This window comes from Streptomyces sp. NPDC059989 (genome assembly GCF_042736975.1).
Classification (GTDB): Bacteria; Actinomycetota; Actinomycetes; order Streptomycetales; family Streptomycetaceae; genus Streptomyces.
In genome coordinates, this window is record NZ_JBHWUO010000025.1 from 112,141 (window position 1) to 128,500 (window position 16,360).

The 16,360-nt window shown below is 73.8% G+C and carries 11 protein-coding genes; 7 read left to right on the top strand and 4 right to left on the bottom strand.

From position 1 onward, the window contains the following. The first annotated feature begins 104 nt into the window (after nucleotides 1-104). From ACFWBN_RS23165 to ACFWBN_RS23175, 3 genes are read left to right on the top strand one after another with little or no spacing between them, the layout of a single operon-like run. Nucleotides 105-1,040, top strand: coding sequence for an oxygenase MpaB family protein (locus ACFWBN_RS23165; RefSeq protein WP_385178808.1), 936 nt, complete (start codon nucleotides 105-107; stop codon nucleotides 1,038-1,040). Further along, nucleotides 1,022-3,313: a tetratricopeptide repeat protein gene (locus tag ACFWBN_RS23170; protein ID WP_385178794.1), complete on the top strand. Its 2,292-nt coding sequence runs from the start codon at nucleotides 1,022-1,024 to the stop codon at nucleotides 3,311-3,313. The genes ACFWBN_RS23165 and ACFWBN_RS23170 overlap by 19 nt, the downstream gene beginning before the upstream one ends. Then, nucleotides 3,310-4,890, top strand: a complete 1,581-nt coding sequence (locus tag ACFWBN_RS23175) for a phytoene desaturase family protein (protein ID WP_385178795.1) — start codon at nucleotides 3,310-3,312, stop codon at nucleotides 4,888-4,890. The genes ACFWBN_RS23170 and ACFWBN_RS23175 overlap by 4 nt, the downstream gene beginning before the upstream one ends. A 3-nt stretch (nucleotides 4,891-4,893) precedes the next feature. On the opposite strand, the gene ACFWBN_RS23180 is transcribed toward ACFWBN_RS23175, so the two are convergent. Both ACFWBN_RS23180 and ACFWBN_RS23185 read right to left on the bottom strand, forming a co-directional pair. After that, nucleotides 4,894-5,343: a nitroreductase family deazaflavin-dependent oxidoreductase gene (locus ACFWBN_RS23180; protein WP_385178796.1), complete on the bottom strand. Its 450-nt coding sequence runs from the start codon at nucleotides 5,341-5,343 to the stop codon at nucleotides 4,894-4,896. Between the two features lie 88 nt (nucleotides 5,344-5,431). Further along, complete coding sequence (locus ACFWBN_RS23185; RefSeq protein WP_385178797.1) at nucleotides 5,432-7,282, bottom strand: serine hydrolase; 1,851 nt, start codon at nucleotides 7,280-7,282, stop codon at nucleotides 5,432-5,434. Nucleotides 7,283-7,505: 223 nt separating this feature from the next. Between ACFWBN_RS23185 and ACFWBN_RS23190 the strand changes: the two genes are divergently transcribed. Together ACFWBN_RS23190 and ACFWBN_RS23195 are read left to right on the top strand one after the other, a co-directional pair. After that, a complete protein-coding gene (locus ACFWBN_RS23190; protein ID WP_385178798.1) occupies nucleotides 7,506-8,612 on the top strand; it encodes an NAD(P)H-dependent flavin oxidoreductase in 1,107 nt (368 codons plus the stop codon). 16 nt (nucleotides 8,613-8,628) lie between these two features. After that, complete coding sequence (locus ACFWBN_RS23195; protein ID WP_385178799.1) at nucleotides 8,629-10,191, top strand: acyl-CoA synthetase; 1,563 nt, start codon at nucleotides 8,629-8,631, stop codon at nucleotides 10,189-10,191. Nucleotides 10,192-10,201: 10 nt separating this feature from the next. Here ACFWBN_RS23195 and ACFWBN_RS23200 read toward each other — a convergent pair whose 3' ends face one another. Further along, a complete protein-coding gene (locus ACFWBN_RS23200) occupies nucleotides 10,202-10,756 on the bottom strand; it encodes a DinB family protein (RefSeq protein ID WP_385178800.1) in 555 nt (184 codons plus the stop codon). Between the two features lie 167 nt (nucleotides 10,757-10,923). Between ACFWBN_RS23200 and ACFWBN_RS23205 the strand changes: the two genes are divergently transcribed. Next, a complete protein-coding gene (locus tag ACFWBN_RS23205) occupies nucleotides 10,924-12,063 on the top strand; it encodes a calcium:proton antiporter (RefSeq protein WP_385178801.1) in 1,140 nt (379 codons plus the stop codon). A 67-nt stretch (nucleotides 12,064-12,130) separates the two neighbouring features. Here the strand turns inward: ACFWBN_RS23205 and ACFWBN_RS23210 are convergent, their stop codons facing one another. Continuing rightward, nucleotides 12,131-14,596, bottom strand: coding sequence for a penicillin acylase family protein (locus ACFWBN_RS23210; RefSeq protein WP_385178802.1), 2,466 nt, complete (start codon nucleotides 14,594-14,596; stop codon nucleotides 12,131-12,133). Nucleotides 14,597-14,733: 137 nt separating this feature from the next. Here ACFWBN_RS23210 and ACFWBN_RS23215 point away from each other — a divergent pair, with 137 nt between their 5' ends. Further along, nucleotides 14,734-16,236 (top strand): fatty acyl-CoA synthetase, encoded by a 1,503-nt coding sequence (locus ACFWBN_RS23215; protein WP_385178803.1) that lies wholly within the window; start codon nucleotides 14,734-14,736, stop codon nucleotides 16,234-16,236. The last annotated feature ends 124 nt before the right edge of the window (nucleotides 16,237-16,360 follow it).

Here is a 16,360-nt window from a genome sequence, read left to right on the forward strand (position 1 = left end):
GACGGCAGACCCGGTTGCCACGCATCACCGACGGGCGGTACGGGTAGGCGTGCGAGGTGGAAACCACCGCGAGACCCGCGTCCGGCGCCGACCCGGACCCCGGGCTGCCGGACCCCGGGCTGCCGGACCCCGGCCTGTACGGGCCGTCCTCCGTCACCTGGAACTGCCACGGCGACCCGATGATGTGGATCGCCGGGGTCCGCGCGCTCTACCTCCAGGCCCTGCACCCGCGCGCCGTCCGCGGGGTCATGGCGAACAGCGACTTCCGCAAGGACGCCTGGGGACGGCTGCTGCGCACCGCCGACTTCGTCGGCACCCTCACCTACGGCACCACCGAGGCCGCCGAACGGGCCGGCGCCCGCGTCCGGGCCATCCACCGCACCCTGTCCGCCACCGATCCGGACACCGGCGAGCGCTTCCCCGTGGACGACCCCGAGCTCCTGCTCTGGATCCACTGCGCGCAGATCGACAGCTTCCTGCACGTCCTGCGCCGCTCCGGAGTCCGGCTCACCCTCGCCCAGGCCGACCGCTACGTCGACGAGAACCGGGTCAACGCCCGCCTCGTCGGTCTCGACCCGGCCGGGGTACCGGCGGACACGGCAGCCCTCGCCGCCTACTTCGAGACGGTCCGCCCCGAGCTCGCCGCCGGCCCCGACGCCCACGACGTGGACGACTTCCTGCGCGCCCCACCCATCCACCCGCTCCTCGTCCCTGGCCGAAACCTGCTGTGGCGCCCGCTCGCCGGCCTCGCCTACGGATCCCTCCCCGGATGGGCGCACCAGCTGTACGGGCGCCCCGCACCGGCCCCGCGCAGCATCACCCGCCGCCTGCGCCTCACCGGACGCATGCTGCGCAGCATTCCCGCAGGTCTGCGCTGGCAGCTGCCGCCAGGTCACATCTTGAAAGCGATGCGCCGCATGGGCCCCGGGAGTCGCCCCTCGCCGTACACACTGCGTACATCAGCGGCCATACTGGACCGGCCGGGGAGGGCATCGCACGACGACGGGGGCGGCTTCAAGACATGGCGGAGTCCAGACTGATCCAGGGCCGGTACCGGTCACTCGATCTGATCGGCCGCGGCGGCATGGGCGAGGTATGGCGCGCCCGCGACGAGTCGCTGGGCCGGCAGGTCGCCGTGAAATGCCTCAAACCGCTCGGACCGGAGCAGGACGCCCACTTCACCCAGGTGCTGCGCGAGCGGTTCCGCCGCGAGGCGCGCGTCGCCGCATCCCTCCAGCACCGCGGCGTCACCGTCGTCCACGACTTCGGCGACGACAGCGCCGCGGGCGGCCCCCTGTACCTCGTCATGGAGCTCCTCGAAGGCCGCAACCTCAGCCAGCTCCTCGCCGACAACGAGACGCGCCCGCTCCCCGTGGACGTGGTCGTCGACATCGCCGAGCAGATGGCCGCCGCCCTCGGCTACACCCACGACCAGGGAGTGGTCCACCGCGACCTGAAGCCGGCCAACATCATGCGGCTCACCGACGGCACCGTGAAGATCTGCGACTTCGGCATCGCCCGCCTCGCCCACGACATCGGCTTCACCGCCAAGCTCACCGGCGGCGGCATGGCCATGGGCACCCCGCACTACATGTCGCCCGAGCAGATCGCGGGCGGCGAGGTCGACCACCGCAGCGACCTCTACTCCCTCGGCTGCGTCCTCTACGAGATCGCCACCGGCGCCCCGCCCTTCGACCTCGGCGACTCCTGGTCGGTCCTGGTCGGCCACCGCGACACCGCGCCCGTGCCGCCGCGCGAGCACCGCCCCGAACTGCCCGGCTACTTCGAGCAGGTCGTCCTCGACCTGCTCGCCAAGCGCCCCGAGGACCGCCCCGGCGACGCCCGCCACCTGCACCGGCGCCTCGTCGAAGCACGCCTCGGCCCCGGCGGGCTGCCGGGCGCGCAGGCCCCGCTGCCGGCCTGGGCCCGCGGGATGACGGCCGGGCGAAAGGCCGGGATCGACGCCCGCCCCGCGAGCGGGGAATGGGCCGTGCTCACCGGCTCCTGGACGGCCGCGCGACCCAGCGGCGAGCAGCCCGCCCAGGCGGCGGCGCGCGCCCAGTCGCCCGTGCCCGCCCAGGCCGTGGTGCCCGCTCAGGCCGCCCAGGCGGTCCCGCCCGCTCAGCCGGCCGGGCCCGCGCCGCACGCGAGCGGAGAGCACGCAGCCCCCCGCCCTAGCGGCGCGCATGCCGGCCCGCCGAGCGGAGGGTACGCAGCCCCGCGCCCGAGCGGCCCGCACGCCGTCCCCCACGCGAGCGGCCCCCACCGGATCGTCCGCCCCGCCCCCGACGAGGACCCGCGGCTCACCGCCGTGTACGGGGTCCCGCGCGTCCCCGGCCCGCGGGAAACCGGCCCCGAGGCCCTCGCCGCCGGCCACACCCGGGCCTTCGCCCTCAGCCGCGCCGGTCGGCCCGAGGAGGCTCTGGCCGTGTACGAAGCCGTGGCCGAGGGGCGCACCCGGGTACTCGGCCCGGACCACCCCGACACCCTCGCGGCGCGCCAGGAGGCGGCGTACGAACTGGGCAGGCTCGGACGCCACCGAGAGGCCTACGAGATCTACGGCGCGGTGCTCGTCGCCCGCCGGCGCACCGTCGGGCCGCGCCACCCCGACACCCTGCGCTGCCGCCACAACCTGGCCTGCGCCCTGGGCGCCCTCGGCCGGTTCTCGGAGGCCCACCACGCCGCCGCCGAGGTCGCCGCCGACCGGGCGGCCGTACTCGGAGCCGAGCACGCGGACACGCTCCTGACCCGCTACGAGGTGGCGTACGCGCTCGGCCGCCTGGACCGCTGGGAGGAGGCCCTGGCCGCGTTCCGGGAGGTCGCCGCCGTACGGGAGCGCGTCCTCGGCCGCGACCACCCCGACACCCTGGCCGCGCGCTACGAGGTCGGCATCGCGCTCGGCCGCACCGGCCACGCCGCCCAGGCCCTCGACCTCTTCCGGGCCCTGGTCCGCGACCGCACCCGCGCCTACGGGGCCGCCGACCCCGAGACGCTCCGCGCCCGGCACGTCCTCGGCGTCAACCTGGGCCGCCTGGACCGCTGGGAGGAGGCCGTCGCAGAGGCCCGGCAGGTGGGCGCCGCCCGGGCCAAGGCGCTGGGCCCCGAGCACCCCGACACCCTGGTCAGCCGCCGCGAACTCGCCGCGGGACTGGGCCGGCTGGGCCGCTGGGACGAGGCGCTGCCCATCTACCGCGAGCTGTCCGGCATCCGCGAGCGGGCCCTCGGCGACGAACATCCCGACACCGCCCTGGCCCACGCCGACGAGGCGCACTGTCTGGAGCGGCTGGGCCAGGTGTGCTACCAAGAGCCATGACTGCCATGCGGGGTTCCGGTGCCTTCGGGCGGGACGTATACGACGACGTGATCGTGGGCGGCGGACACAACGGCCTGGTCGCCGCCGCGTACCTGGCCCGGGCGGGCCGCTCGGTGCTCGTCCTGGAACGGCTCGGGAACACCGGCGGTGCGGCCATCTCCAGCCGCCCGTTCGCCGGGCTCGACGCCCGCCTGTCGCGCTACTCCTACCTCGTCTCCCTGCTCCCCGCGAAGATCGTGCGCGATCTGGGGCTGCGCTTCTCGGTGCGGCGGCGCACGGTGTCCTCGTACACGCCCGTCGAGCGCGACGGCCGGCCCGGCGGGCTGCTCGTCGGCGGCGGCGAGGCGCGCACCCGGGAGTCCTTCGCGCGGCTGACCGGCTCGGAGCGGGAGTACGAGAGCTGGCGCGCCTTCTACGGAACCACCGGGCGGGTCGCCGAGAGGGTTTTCCCGACCCTCACCGAGCCGCTGCCCACGCGGGAGGAGCTGCGGTCCCGCATCGACGACGACGCCGCCTGGCGGATGCTGTTCGAGGAACCCCTCGGGCAGGCGGTGGAGGCGCGCTTCGCCGACGACCTGGTGCGGGGCGTGGTCCTGACCGACGGGCTGATCGGCACCTTCGCCGACGCCCACGACCCCTCGCTCGCGCAGAACCGCTGCTTCCTCTACCACGTCATCGGCGGCGGCACCGGCGACTGGGACGTCCCGGTCGGGGGCATGGGCGCCCTGACGGACGCCCTGGCGGCGGCCGCGCGGGAGGCCGGGGCGGAGATCGCCACCGGGCACGAGGTGCTGCGCATCGACACGGACGGGATCGCGCCGGCCGAGGTGGTGTTCCGTACCGCGGTGGGGGAGGGGCGGGTCGTCGGGCGCACGGTGCTCGTCAACGCCTCCCCGCGGGCGCTGGCCGAACTCCTGGGCGAGACCCCGTCGGCGGAGCCGGCCCCCGAGGGGGCCCAGCTCAAGGTCAACATGCTGCTGCGGCGGCTGCCGCGGCTGCGGGACACCGCCGTGGATCCGCGCGAGGCCTTCGGCGGCACCTTCCACATCGCCGAGGGGTACGCCGAGCTCGCCCGGGCCTACGCGGAGGCCGCCTCCGGCGAACTGCCGTCCGTACCGCCCTCGGAGATCTACTGCCACTCGCTGACCGACCCGACGATCCTCGGGCCCGACCTGGTGGAGCAGGGCTACCAGACGCTCACCCTCTTCGGGCTGCACACCCCGGCCCGGCTCTTCGAGAAGGACAACCAGCAGGCGCGCGAGGTGCTCCTGACGGCCACCCTGGCGCAGCTCGACGCGCACCTGGCCGAACCGCTCACCGACTGCCTCGCCTTCGACGCCGACGGCCGCCCGTGCATCGAGGCGAAGACCCCGCTGGACCTGGAGCGCGACCTGCGGCTGCCCGGCGGCCACATCTTCCACCGGGACCTGTCGTGGCCGTACGCCGGCGCGGGCGGGCGGTGGGGCGTGGAGACCGCCCACCGCAACGTACTGCTGTGCGGTGCGGGGGCGGTCCGGGGCGGCGGCGTGAGCGGGGTCCCCGGCCACAACGCGGCGATGGCGGTGCTGGGGCACTGACCCCTAGCCGGCGGGCTCGATGACGACGATCGGGATCTCGCGGTCGGTCTTGGCCTGGTACTCGTCGTACGAGGGCCAGTGCTTGAGCATGACCGGCCAGTACGCGGTGCGCTCCTCGGGGGTCGCGGTGCGGGCGGTGCCCTGGAGGGTCCGCGGGCCGACCTGGACGCGGACCTCGGAGTGCGCGCTCAGGTTCCGGAACCAGAGCGGGTGCACGGAGTCGCCGCCGTTGGACGCGACGAGGAGGTAACGGCCGTCGTCCTCCCCGTAGATGAGGGGGGTCCGCACGGGGTTCCCGGAGACCCGGCCCACGGTGGTGAGCAGGAGGGTCTGGGTGCCGTTCCAGTGGTGGCCCTCGGTGCCGTTCGAGCCCACGTACAGCTTGACGTGGTCCAGCTGCCAGCTCCCCGGCTTGGGGTCGGTCGGGTTGTCCCAGTCGATGTCGGTGGTCATCGTCTCTGCCTGCCTTCGTGTTGAACGGTCAACGAACCTCAACAACGACTGTCAACGCTCGCGGGCACGCTCTTCATCCCGGGACGGCCTAGTCGGTCGACCTCGTCCAGCCGGTCGCCTCGATGCGGGCGGCGTCCGCGGGGCGGTCGTCCGCGAAGAGCAGGCGGGCCGGTTCGGAGACGCGGATGACGTCCAGGTAGATCCCGCGGCCGACGTAGCGGCCGGTCGCGGTGTGGCGGAAGCGGAGGCGGACCTCGCGGCCCGCCCGGGCGGGCGTGAGGGGGGCCTCCAGGCGGTGCCAGATGCGGCCGGACCAGCCGCCCGCGGAGCCCCGCGGCCAGGGCTCGGGGGCGCCGCCCGTGGACCGGAGCGTGCTGAACGGCAGCGGTTCCCAGCTCTGCCCGTCGGGGGAGGCCTCCAGGTGGAGGGCGGCCTCGCCGGGCACGGTGTCCCACCACACGGCGCAGCGCAGCCGGGCGGCGCCCGTGGCCGGGGTGAGCGGCGGCAGGGTGAGGGTGCCGGAGCCGCCCGCCTCCATGCCGGAGTACCAGGCGGGGCCGCCGTGCCTCGTCCGGACGGGGACGGCGCGTGCGAAGCGGTTGCCGACGGCGACGCGGGGTGCGCTGCCGGCCCGCCAGGTGCGGACGGGGTGGACGGAGTTGCCGAGCAGGATCAGGAAGGAGTCGGTGGAGGGGTCCAGGACGAGGGAGGTGCCGGTGAAGCCGGTGTGGCCCGCGGAGTGCGGGGTGGCCATGGCGCCCATGTACCAGTGCTGGTAGAGCTCGAAGCCCAGACCGTGGTCGTCGCCGGGGAAGGCGGTGTTGTAGTCGGTGAAGAGCAGCTCGACGGAGGCGGGGCGCAGGATGCGCCGGCCCGCGTAGACCCCGCCGTCGAGGAGGGCGCGGGCGAGGACGGCCAGGTCCCAGGCGGTGCCGAAGACCCCGGCGTGGCCGGCGACACCGCCCAGCGCGTACGCGTTCTCGTCGTGGACCTCGCCCCAGACCAGCCCCCGGTCCAGGCCGGACCACGGCGGGCGCTGCACCTCGGTGGCGGCGGTGATCCGGCGCCACGAGCGCGGCGGGTTGTAGCGAGTGCGGTGCATCCCGAGCGGAGCGGTGATCTCGTCGTGGAGCAGGACGTCGAGAGCGCGAGCGGTGATCCGTTCCAGGAGCAGTTGGAGGGTGATCAGGTTCAGGTCGGAGTACCGGTAGACGGTCCCGGGAGTGTCCTGCGGCTGCACCGACCACAGCAGCCTCAGCCGGCCCTCGCGCGTGGACTCCCGGTAGAAGGGTGCCCACGAGCGCAGCCCCGAGGTGTGCGTGAGCAGCTGACGGACCGTGATCAGCTCCTTGCCGCCCCCGGTGAACTCGGGCAGGTACCGGCGCACCGGAGCCTCCAGCTCCAGCCGGCCCCGCTCCATCTGCTGCACGGCGAGGATGGAGGTGAACAGCTTCGTCAGCGAAGCCAGGTCGAAGACGGTGTCCTCGGCCATCGCGATCCGTTCGGCGGCCGGGAACTCCCGCACCCGGTCGGTCCGCCCGTCGTAGTCCGCGTACCGCACGGCGTCGCCCATGGCCCGGTGGAGGGCGATGGTGCGGCCCCGGCCGGCGAGGACCACCGCCCCCGCGTAGTACGGGCGTTCGGGGGAGGGGCCCAGGAACCGCCGCGCCTCGTCCGCCACCGCTTCGAGGTGCCGTTCCACCAGCCCGGCCTGGCGTGCGGAGCCGTACCGCAGCCGCAGTCCCTGGAGCGCGCGCCGCTCGGCCGGGTTTCCGGCCGCCCCGGCGCTCCCGGGGAGCGCGGCGTGCAGCACGAGCACCCCGCCGAGTGCGAGCAGCCGGGCGCCCAGTCGCCGCCGGGTCAGGCCGTTGCCTGCGGCGCCCCGCAGTTTGTCCGCCGCCTCGCCTGTCGTTCCATCAGCCCCCGTGTCTGCTGCCATGTTCGACCCTCCTGTCCACTGTCCGAGTGAGCCTGCGGCGCCGTCTCCCGGGGCTCCGCCCCGGACCCCGCGCCTCAAACGCCGGCGAGGCTGGATCTGCCGCACGCTAGTGGGTATCTGCCCGCCCGCCACGGACCCTCCGCACCGGTCGGGCCGTAAAGAATCTGACACTGCATCAGAAAATCTCTTCCCTCGCATGCCGGGCTGCGGCATCCTGCCGCCCATGGAGACGGAGCTGAGCAAGAAACTGGGAGTCGAACACGCCATCTTCGGCTTCACGCCCTTCCCGGCGGTCGCCGCCGCCATCACCAGGGCGGGCGGATTCGGCGTCCTCGGAGCGGTCCGTTACACCGCGCCCGACGACCTCAAACGCGACCTCGACTGGATGCAGGCGCACACCGACGGCAAGCCCTACGGCCTCGACGTCGTCATGCCCGCCAAGAAGGCCGTCGACGGCATCAGCGAAGCCGACATCGAGGCGATGATCCCGGCCGGGCACCGCGCCTTCGTCCGCGACACCCTCGCCAAGCACCACGTGCCCGAGCTCGCCGAGGGCGAGGCCTCCGGCTGGCGGATCACCGGCTGGATGGAGCAGGTCGCCCGCAACCAGCTCGACGTCGCCTTCGACTACCCCATCAAACTCCTGGCGAACGCGCTCGGTTCCCCGCCCGCCGACGTCATCGCGCGCGCCCACGAGCACGACGTCCTCGTCGCCGCCCTCGCCGGCAGCGCCAAGCACGCCCGCCGCCACGCCGAAGCGGGCATCGACATCGTCGTCGCCCAGGGCTACGAGGCCGGCGGCCACACCGGCGACATAGCGACCATGGTCCTGGTCCCCGAGATCGTCGAGGCCGTCGCCCCGCTCCCGGTCCTCGCCGCCGGCGGCATCGGCAGCGGCGAGCAGATCGCCGCCGGACTCGCCCTCGGCGCCCAGGGCGCCTGGCTCGGCTCCCTCTGGCTCACCACCACCGAGGCCGACCTCCACTCCCGCGCCCTCACCGAGAAGCTGCTCGCCGCCGGCTCCGGCGACACCGTCCGCTCCCGCGCCCTCACCGGCAAGCCCGCCCGCCAGCTGCGCACCGAGTGGACCGACGCCTGGGACGACCCCGAGGGGCCCGGCGCGCTCCCCATGCCCCTCCAGGGCCTGCTCGTCGCCGAGGCCGTGTCCCGGATCCAGAAGTACGAGGTCCAGCCGCTGCTCGGCACCCCCGTCGGCCAGATCGTCGGCCGGATGAACACCGAACGCAGCGTCCAGGCCGTCTTCGACGACCTGACCAGCGGCTTCGAGCGCGCCATCGACCGCATCAACCGCATCGCCGGCCGGGCCTGAGAGGAACGCGACCGCCATGACCGATCCCGACAAGAAGCCGCCCAACGGCTTTTGGGCGCAGGCCGCCGCCTACCCCGGGCGCACCGTCCTGATCACCGCCGAGGGCGAGGAGTGGAGCGCCGGCCGGCTGCACGCCGACGTCAACCGCCTCGTGCACGGACTGCGCGCCGCCGGCCTGGAGCGGGGCGACGCCTTCGCCGTCGTCCTCCCCAACGGCGTCGAGTTCTTCACCGCCTACCTCGCCGCCGCGCAGGCCGGCTTCTACCTCGTCCCCGTCAACCACCACCTCGTCGGCCCCGAGATCGCCTGGATCGTCTCCGACTCGGGCGCCAAGGTCCTCATCGCCCACGAGCGCTTCGCCGACGCCGCCCTCGCCGCGGCCGACGAGGCCGCACTGCCCGCGAGCCACCGGTACGCCGTCGGAGCGGTCCCGGGCTTCCGGCCGTACGGGGATCTCCTCGACGGGCAGCCGGGGACACCGCCCGAGGGGCGCACCCTCGGCTGGGTCATGAACTACACCTCCGGCACCACCGGCCGCCCGCGCGGCATCCGGCGCCCGCTGCCCGGCAAGCTCCCGGAGGAGACGTACCTCGGCGGCTTCCTCGCCATCTTCGGAATCCGCCCCTTCGACGACAACGTGCACCTGGTCTGCTCGCCGCTCTACCACACCGCGGTCCTGCAATTCGCGGGCGCCGCCCTGCACATCGGGCACCCGCTCGTCCTGATGGACAAGTGGACCCCGCAGGAGATGCTGCGGCTGATCGACCGACACGCGTGCACGCACACCCACATGGTCCCCACCCAGTTCCACCGGCTCCTCGCGCTCCCGCAGGAGACGAAGGACGCGTACGACGTCTCCTCGATGCGCCACGCCATCCACGGCGCCGCGCCCTGCCCCGAGCACGTCAAGCGGGCCATGATCGACTGGTGGGGCCGGTGCGTGGAGGAGTACTACGCGGCGAGCGAGGGCGGCGGGGCCTTCGCCACCGCCGAGGACTGGCTGAAGAAGCCGGGAACCGTCGGCAAGGCCTGGCCGATCAGCGAGCTCGCCGTCTTCGACGACGACGGCAACCGGCTGCCCCCCGGTGAACTCGGCACCGTCTACATCAAGATGAACACCGGCGGCTTCAGCTACCACAAGGACGAGGGCAAGACGAAGAAGAACCGCATCGGCGACTTCTTCACCGTGGGCGACCTCGGCCTGATGGACGAGGAGGGCTACCTCTTCCTCCGCGACCGCAAGATCGACATGATCATCTCGGGCGGGGTCAACATCTACCCCGCCGAGATCGAGTCCGCCCTCCTCACCCACCCGGCGGTCGCCGACGCCGCCGCCTTCGGCATCCCGCACGCCGACTGGGGCGAGGAGGTCAAGGCCGTCATCGAACCGGCCGAGGGCTTCGAGGCGGGCGACGCGCTGGCCACGGAGATCCTGCACCACTGCGAGCGGCAGCTCGCCGGCTACAAGCGCCCCAAGACGGTCGACTTCATCGAGACGATGCCGCGCGACCCCAACGGGAAGCTGTACAAGCGGCGGCTGCGCGACCCGTACTGGGAGGGCCACGACCGCGCCATGTGACCTGGGGCGGTCATACCCCGACGGCCCCGTCGATCCGCTCCCTGAGCAGGTCGGCGTGGCCGTTGTGCCGGGCGTACTCCTCGACCATGTGGATCAGCACCCAGCGCAGCGACACCGCCCCCAGCCACCCGTCGCGGCCCTCGACGTCCAGGTCGCGGGCCTCGGCGGTGAAGCGCTCGGCGAAGGCCACCTCGGCCCGCCAGGCCTCCCACGCCTCCGCCACCACCTCCGGGCCGTCCCCCGCTCCGTCGAAGTCCCCGTCGGGCTCGGCCTCCGAGGAGAACCGCGGCGGCGCGTCCTGCCCGGCCAGCACCTGACGGAACCAGCGGCGCTCCACATCGGCGAGATGCCGCACCAGACCCAGCAGCGAAAGGGTCGAAGGCTCCACGGAGCGCCTCGCCAACCCGGCCTCCAGCCCGGCGCACTTCAGCTCCAGAGTGGCCCGCTGGTTCGCGAGTACGGTGGCCAGCACCGGCCGCTCGTCCCCGGTGAAGGGACCGGCGAACCGCTCCTCGCTCCCGGCGCCCGTGAACAGTTCCGCTCGTCTTCCCCGACGGTTCCCCATGCCCCCGATCATGAACCAACCGGGCTGCCGCACGGAAGCCCCGGCCGGCCGAAGACGGGTCCACCGTGCCCCGCCACGCCCGGATATTTCGTGAGAAGTACCACGTCAGGGCTTAGAGAGCGGTTCATGCGCCGCACCGGCGCAGCGGTTCTGGCAACTTGGCTGACATGAGTACGGCAACGCGCACCTCGCCCCTGACCGACTGGACCCTGGTGGTCCCCGTGGTGGCGCTCGTGGCGCTCGTCTTCAGCTGGGGGCGCGATCTGCCGCCGCTCGCGGTGGCGCTCGTCTCCCTCTGCCTCGCGGGCGCGGTGCTGGCGGCCGTCCACCACGCCGAGGTTGTCGCCCACCGCGTCGGCGAACCCTTCGGCTCCCTCGTCCTGGCCGTCGCCGTCACCGTCATCGAAGTGGCGCTCATCGTCACCCTGATGGCCGACGGCGGAGACAAGACCGCCTCCCTCGCCCGGGACACCGTCTTCGCCGCCGTCATGATCACCTGCAACGGCATCGTCGGCCTGTCCATCCTCGTCGGCGCCCTGCGCAACCGCGTCGCCGTCTTCAACGCCGAGGGCTCCGGAGCCGCCCTCGCCACCGTCGCCACGCTCGCCGTCCTCAGCCTGGTCCTGCCCACCTTCACCACCTCGAAGCCCGGACCCGAGTTCTCCAGCGCCCAGCTGACCTTCGCCGCCTGCGCCTCGCTCGCCCTCTACGGGCTGTTCGTCGCGGTCCAGACGGTCCGTCACCGGGACTACTTCCTGCCCGTGGACACCAAGCGGAGCCGCGCCGAGGAGGCCCGGGCCGCAGCCGCGGCGGCCGCGGGCGAGGAGGACGAGCACGCCGCGCCGCCCACCTCCCGCGCCGCCCTGATCAGCCTCGGTCTGCTCCTGGTCGCCCTCGTCGCCGTCGTCGGCGACGCCAAGGCCGTCTCGCCGACCATCGAGCGCGGGGTCGCCAGTGCGGGACTGCCCAACGCCGTCGTCGGTGTGATCATCGCCCTGCTGGTGCTGGCCCCGGAGACCCTGGCCGCCGTCCGCGCCGCCCGCCGCGACCGGGTGCAGACCAGCCTCAACCTCGGCTACGGCTCCGCCATCGCCAGCATCGGCCTGACCATCCCGGCCATCGCCCTCGCCTCCATCTGGCTCTCCGGGCCGCTGCTGCTCGGCCTCGGCCCCATCCACATGGTGCTGCTCGCGCTGACCGTCGTGGTCAGCGCGCTCACGATCGTGCCCGGCCGAGCGACCCTGCTCCAGGGCGGTGTGCACATCGTGCTGCTGGCCGCCTACCTCTTCCTCGCCGTCAGCCCCTGACCGGCCCGGCGCGCGGAGCGGCCCCCGGGACGGTGTGTCCCGGGGGCCGCCCCGTTCGACCCGCGCGTCAACGGCCCTCGCGCGGCCACACCACCTTCAGCTGCGGCGAGGTGAGGATGTCCCGCTCGCAGAACCTCGACGTCACCCAGCGTTCCTGCGAGAACAGCCTGGTCTGGTCCGCGTAGTACGGCGAGTTCGGGTTCGCCGACTGGCCGTACGTCAGCAGGGTGCGCGCCACCGGGCAGCGCCCGCCGTCCCAGCCCACCGCCTGGATGTGGCTGGAGCCGTGCAGGACCTCCGGGTAGCCGCCGGCCGCCGCGTTCCACGGCGCCTCGATCTTGTTCCAGACGCCGAGCGCCTCCGTGCCGCCGCCCACCGGCAGCTTCTGCCCGCCGCGGACCACGAACTGGTGCTCGCCCAGCGGGGCGTCCAGCGCGATCCCGGCCGACCTCAGCTCGGCGACCGCGTCCGCGAGGGACCGCCCGATGCCGGGTGCGGCCCGGTTGAGCGTACGGGGCGTGCGTACGGGATCGGCCGCCGAGAACGGCACCAGCCACAGGTCCCTGGCCGGGGTCGTGGCCGTCAGCTTGCGCCAGAACCGGTCGAAGAGCAGCGCGCCGCGGCTGGAGGCGTCGGTCGTACGGTCCCAGCCCGCCAGCACCCCGCAGGCCCCCGAGACGTCCACCGTGCTGCCGTCGCTCGCCGTCGCCGTACCGCCGGGCAGGTCCGCGCAGGCCCGCGCCGCGTCGGCCGCCGCCAGATCGCCGGCCGGAACCCGGTTCGCGAACTGCTGCTTCTGCAGGTCGGCCACCGTCAGCCGGCCCCGCGCGGCCATCGCCGACACGTCCTCGACGGCGCCGCGCGTACGCAGGGAACGCGGGGTGGAGACATTGCCCCAGACCCGCTCGTAGCCGGTCAGCGGACGGTCGGCATTGGCCAGCCAGGCGCTGTCGTTGGAGTTCTCCGCGTACGGGGCGTCGCGCAGGGTCGGCGCCTTCCCCGGGCCGAACACGCCCGGCTGTACCGCGTCCGCGTCCGAGCCGAGCGCGCAGTCGCCGCGCGAACCGTCCAGCACCGCCAGCCCCGAGGCCGGGTACGTCGCCCGGCCGAGCGGGGTGGAGCAGCGGGCGGCCAGCTCGTCGGTGATGCGGGGGAGCACCTGGGACTGGGTGAAGAGGGTGCCGCCCGCGGAGTCCGCGGCCACCGTGTTGACCCAGGGCAGGCCCTGCGTGCGCCTCAGGGCGTCCTGGACGCCCGCGACCGAGCGGGCCCTGCCCATGGCGAGGGCCGTGTCGGTGCCGCGCAGGTTCGCGGCGTTGGGGTCGTTCAGCGCGTAGGCCGTCCCTGCCGTCCAGGGCAGGGGCAGGCCGGGGCCGAGGCCCGTGATCACGGGACCGTAGCGGGTCCACCACTGGGTGCGGGTGACCGGATCGCCCTTCGCCACGGGGACGGTGACGGTCCGCCGGGTCATCCTCTCCGGCTTCCCGTCGACCAGGTAGGCGGTCGGATCGGCCGGGTCGAGGGTCAGCTGGTGCAGGCTGACGGGGGTGCCGGTGGCCACCGTATGGCTCCAGGCCACCTTCTCGTTGAAGCCGATGTTGACCACGGTGGTGCCGAGCAGGGAGCCGCCCGAGACGTTCAGCTCGCCCGGGATGGTCTGCTGCGACTGCCAGAAGCGGCGGCCGCCCTGCCACGGGTAGTGCGGGTTGCCGAGCAGCAGACCGCCGCCGCTCGCCGTCGTGGAACCGGCGAAGGCCACCGCGTTGGAGCCCATGTCGTAGCGGGTGGTGTCGAAGAACTCCCGCGCGGCCTCCGCCGCGCCGGCCGGATCGACCTGCTGCGGGGCCGTCGTACGGGCACCGGCCGCGGCCGGCGGCTGCGGGCCCGGCGGCTGTGCGCCCGTGATGCCGTCGATGCCGCGCCCCTGACCACCGAGGACCGAGACCGCGAAGCCGCGGGCTGCCACGTCGGTGGCGGTCACCGGGCGGACCCAGGACGCGCCCTTGCAGGCCGGGTCGGTGACCTCGTTCTGGGCGAGCCAGGCGTTGTAGCCGGCGGCCCAGCCGCGCATCAGCTCCTTCAGGTCCTTGCTGGGACCGGCCGGAGCGGGCGTCGCGAGCAACTGCTCGACCGTGCCGGACTCCCGTACGCCCTTGAAGTACAGGTCGCTGGAGAGGTTCCCGGTGGCGGAGGACAGCGATCCGTCGGGGGCGGCATCGGGGCCGAACCAGCGCGAGCGCTCACCGGCGACGGTCACGAACCCGTCGGCCAGGACGCACACCTGGTCGGCGGCCTGCGCCCAGCCGGTGCCGAAGCCGAGGTGCGCGTAGTCCCGGCCGACTATGTGGGGTATGCCGTTCTCGGTGTAGCGAATGACCGCCGAGAGCCTGCCGTTGGAGGCGGCCGTGCCGTCATCGCCGGCCGCCGCGGCCGGCGGGACCGCGGCGGTGGCGGCGAGCAGCGCGGCGCCCAGCAGGGCGACGCGGCGAAATACGGGACGGGTGGGGCGCCGTGCATCGATATCGCGCAACATCTCTCCCAAGTAGCCTGCGATCGAGCGTGGTTGCTCGTGAAACCGGTGGTGCTCGGGCTGCCCCACACTCATGCAGGTGATCGGATGATCTGTCAACATCCCGTTTGGTATCCCACGGGGGAGACGAGGTTCGCGTCATGAAGGCAGTGCGGCAGAACACGGTCGACGGACTGGTGAGGGACAGCGCGCGGCGGACCCCGGACCGGACGGCGGTCCGCTACGGGGAACGGAGCTGGAGCTACGCCCGGCTCGACGCGGCCGTCTCCACCGCCGCCGCCCTGCTCAGGGGGCACGGCGGTCTGGCCCCCGGCGACCGGGTCGCCACCTTCGCGCACAACTCCGACGCCTACCTGATCGCGTTCCTCGCCTGCGCCCGGGCCGGGCTCGTCCACGTCCCGGTCAACCAGAACCTGACCGGCGAGGACCTCGAGTACATCCTGCGGAACTCGGGAAGCTCCCTGGTGCTCGCCGATCCCGAGCTGGCCGGCCGGGTGCCGGCGGGGTACGAGGTGCGGCCGCTGCGGGACCTGGCGGATCCGGAGGCGGAGCAGACGCCGTACGAGGGCGCCGGCGACCCGGACACCGTGGTGCAGCTGCTCTACACCTCCGGGACCACGGCCCTGCCCAAGGGCGCGATGATGACGCACAAGGCCCTCGTCCACGAGTACGAGAGCGCGATCGAGGCGCTGGACCTGGCCGCGGAGGACCGGCCGGTGCACTCGCTGCCGCTGTACCACTCGGCGCAGATGCACGTCTTCCTGCTGCCGTACCTGGCGGTGGGGGCGCGGAACACGATCCTGGACGCGCCGGTCGCGGAGCGGATCTTCGACCTGGTGGAGGCGGGGCGGGCGGACAGCCTCTTCGCGCCGCCGACGGTGTGGATCGCCCTGGCCAACCACCCGGACTTCGGGCGGCGGGACCTCGGCGCGCTGCGCAAGGCGTACTACGGGGCCTCGATCATGCCGGTGCCGGTCCTGGAACGGCTGCGGGGCCGGCTGCCGGGGCTGGGCTTCTACAACTGCTTCGGGCAGAGCGAGATCGGGCCGCTGGCCACGGTGCTGGGGCCGGAGGAACACGAGGGGCGGATGGACTCGTGCGGGCGTCCGGTACGCCATGTCGAGGCGAAGGTCGTCGACGAGGAGGGCAAGGACGTCCCGGACGGCACGGCGGGCGAGGTGGTGTACCGCTCCCCGCAGCTCTGCCAGGGCTACTGGAACGACCCGGAGGCGACGGACAAGGCCTTCCGGGACGGGTGGTTCCGCTCGGGGGACCTGGCGGTGCGGGACGCGGAGGGCTACTTCACGGTCGTGGACCGGGTGAAGGACGTCATCAACTCGGGTGGGGTACTGGTCGCCTCACGGCAGGTGGAGGACGTGCTGTACACCCATCCGGGCGTGGCCGAGGCGGCGGTGGTCGGGCTGCCCGACGAGCGGTGGATCGAGGCGGTGACCGCGGTGGTGGTCCCGCGCGGGGAGGTGACGGAGGCGGAGTTGATGACGTACGCGCGGGAGAAGCTGGCGCACTTCAAGGCGCCGAAGCGGGTCCTGTTCGTGGCCGCCCTCCCGCGCAACGCGAGCGGCAAGATCCTGAAGCGCGAACTCCGCGACCGCTTCGCCCAGCCTCCGGCCGCCGGCCGCTGACCCTCCCGGGCCGCCGGGGGCGCGGCGCCCGGCCCGGTCGGCGCCACACGGGCCCGAGGCGAGCCGGGCCGCGCCCGGGCCTGCGTCCGGGCTGTGCCAGGGCCTGCTCCCCCGGCCTGCGCCG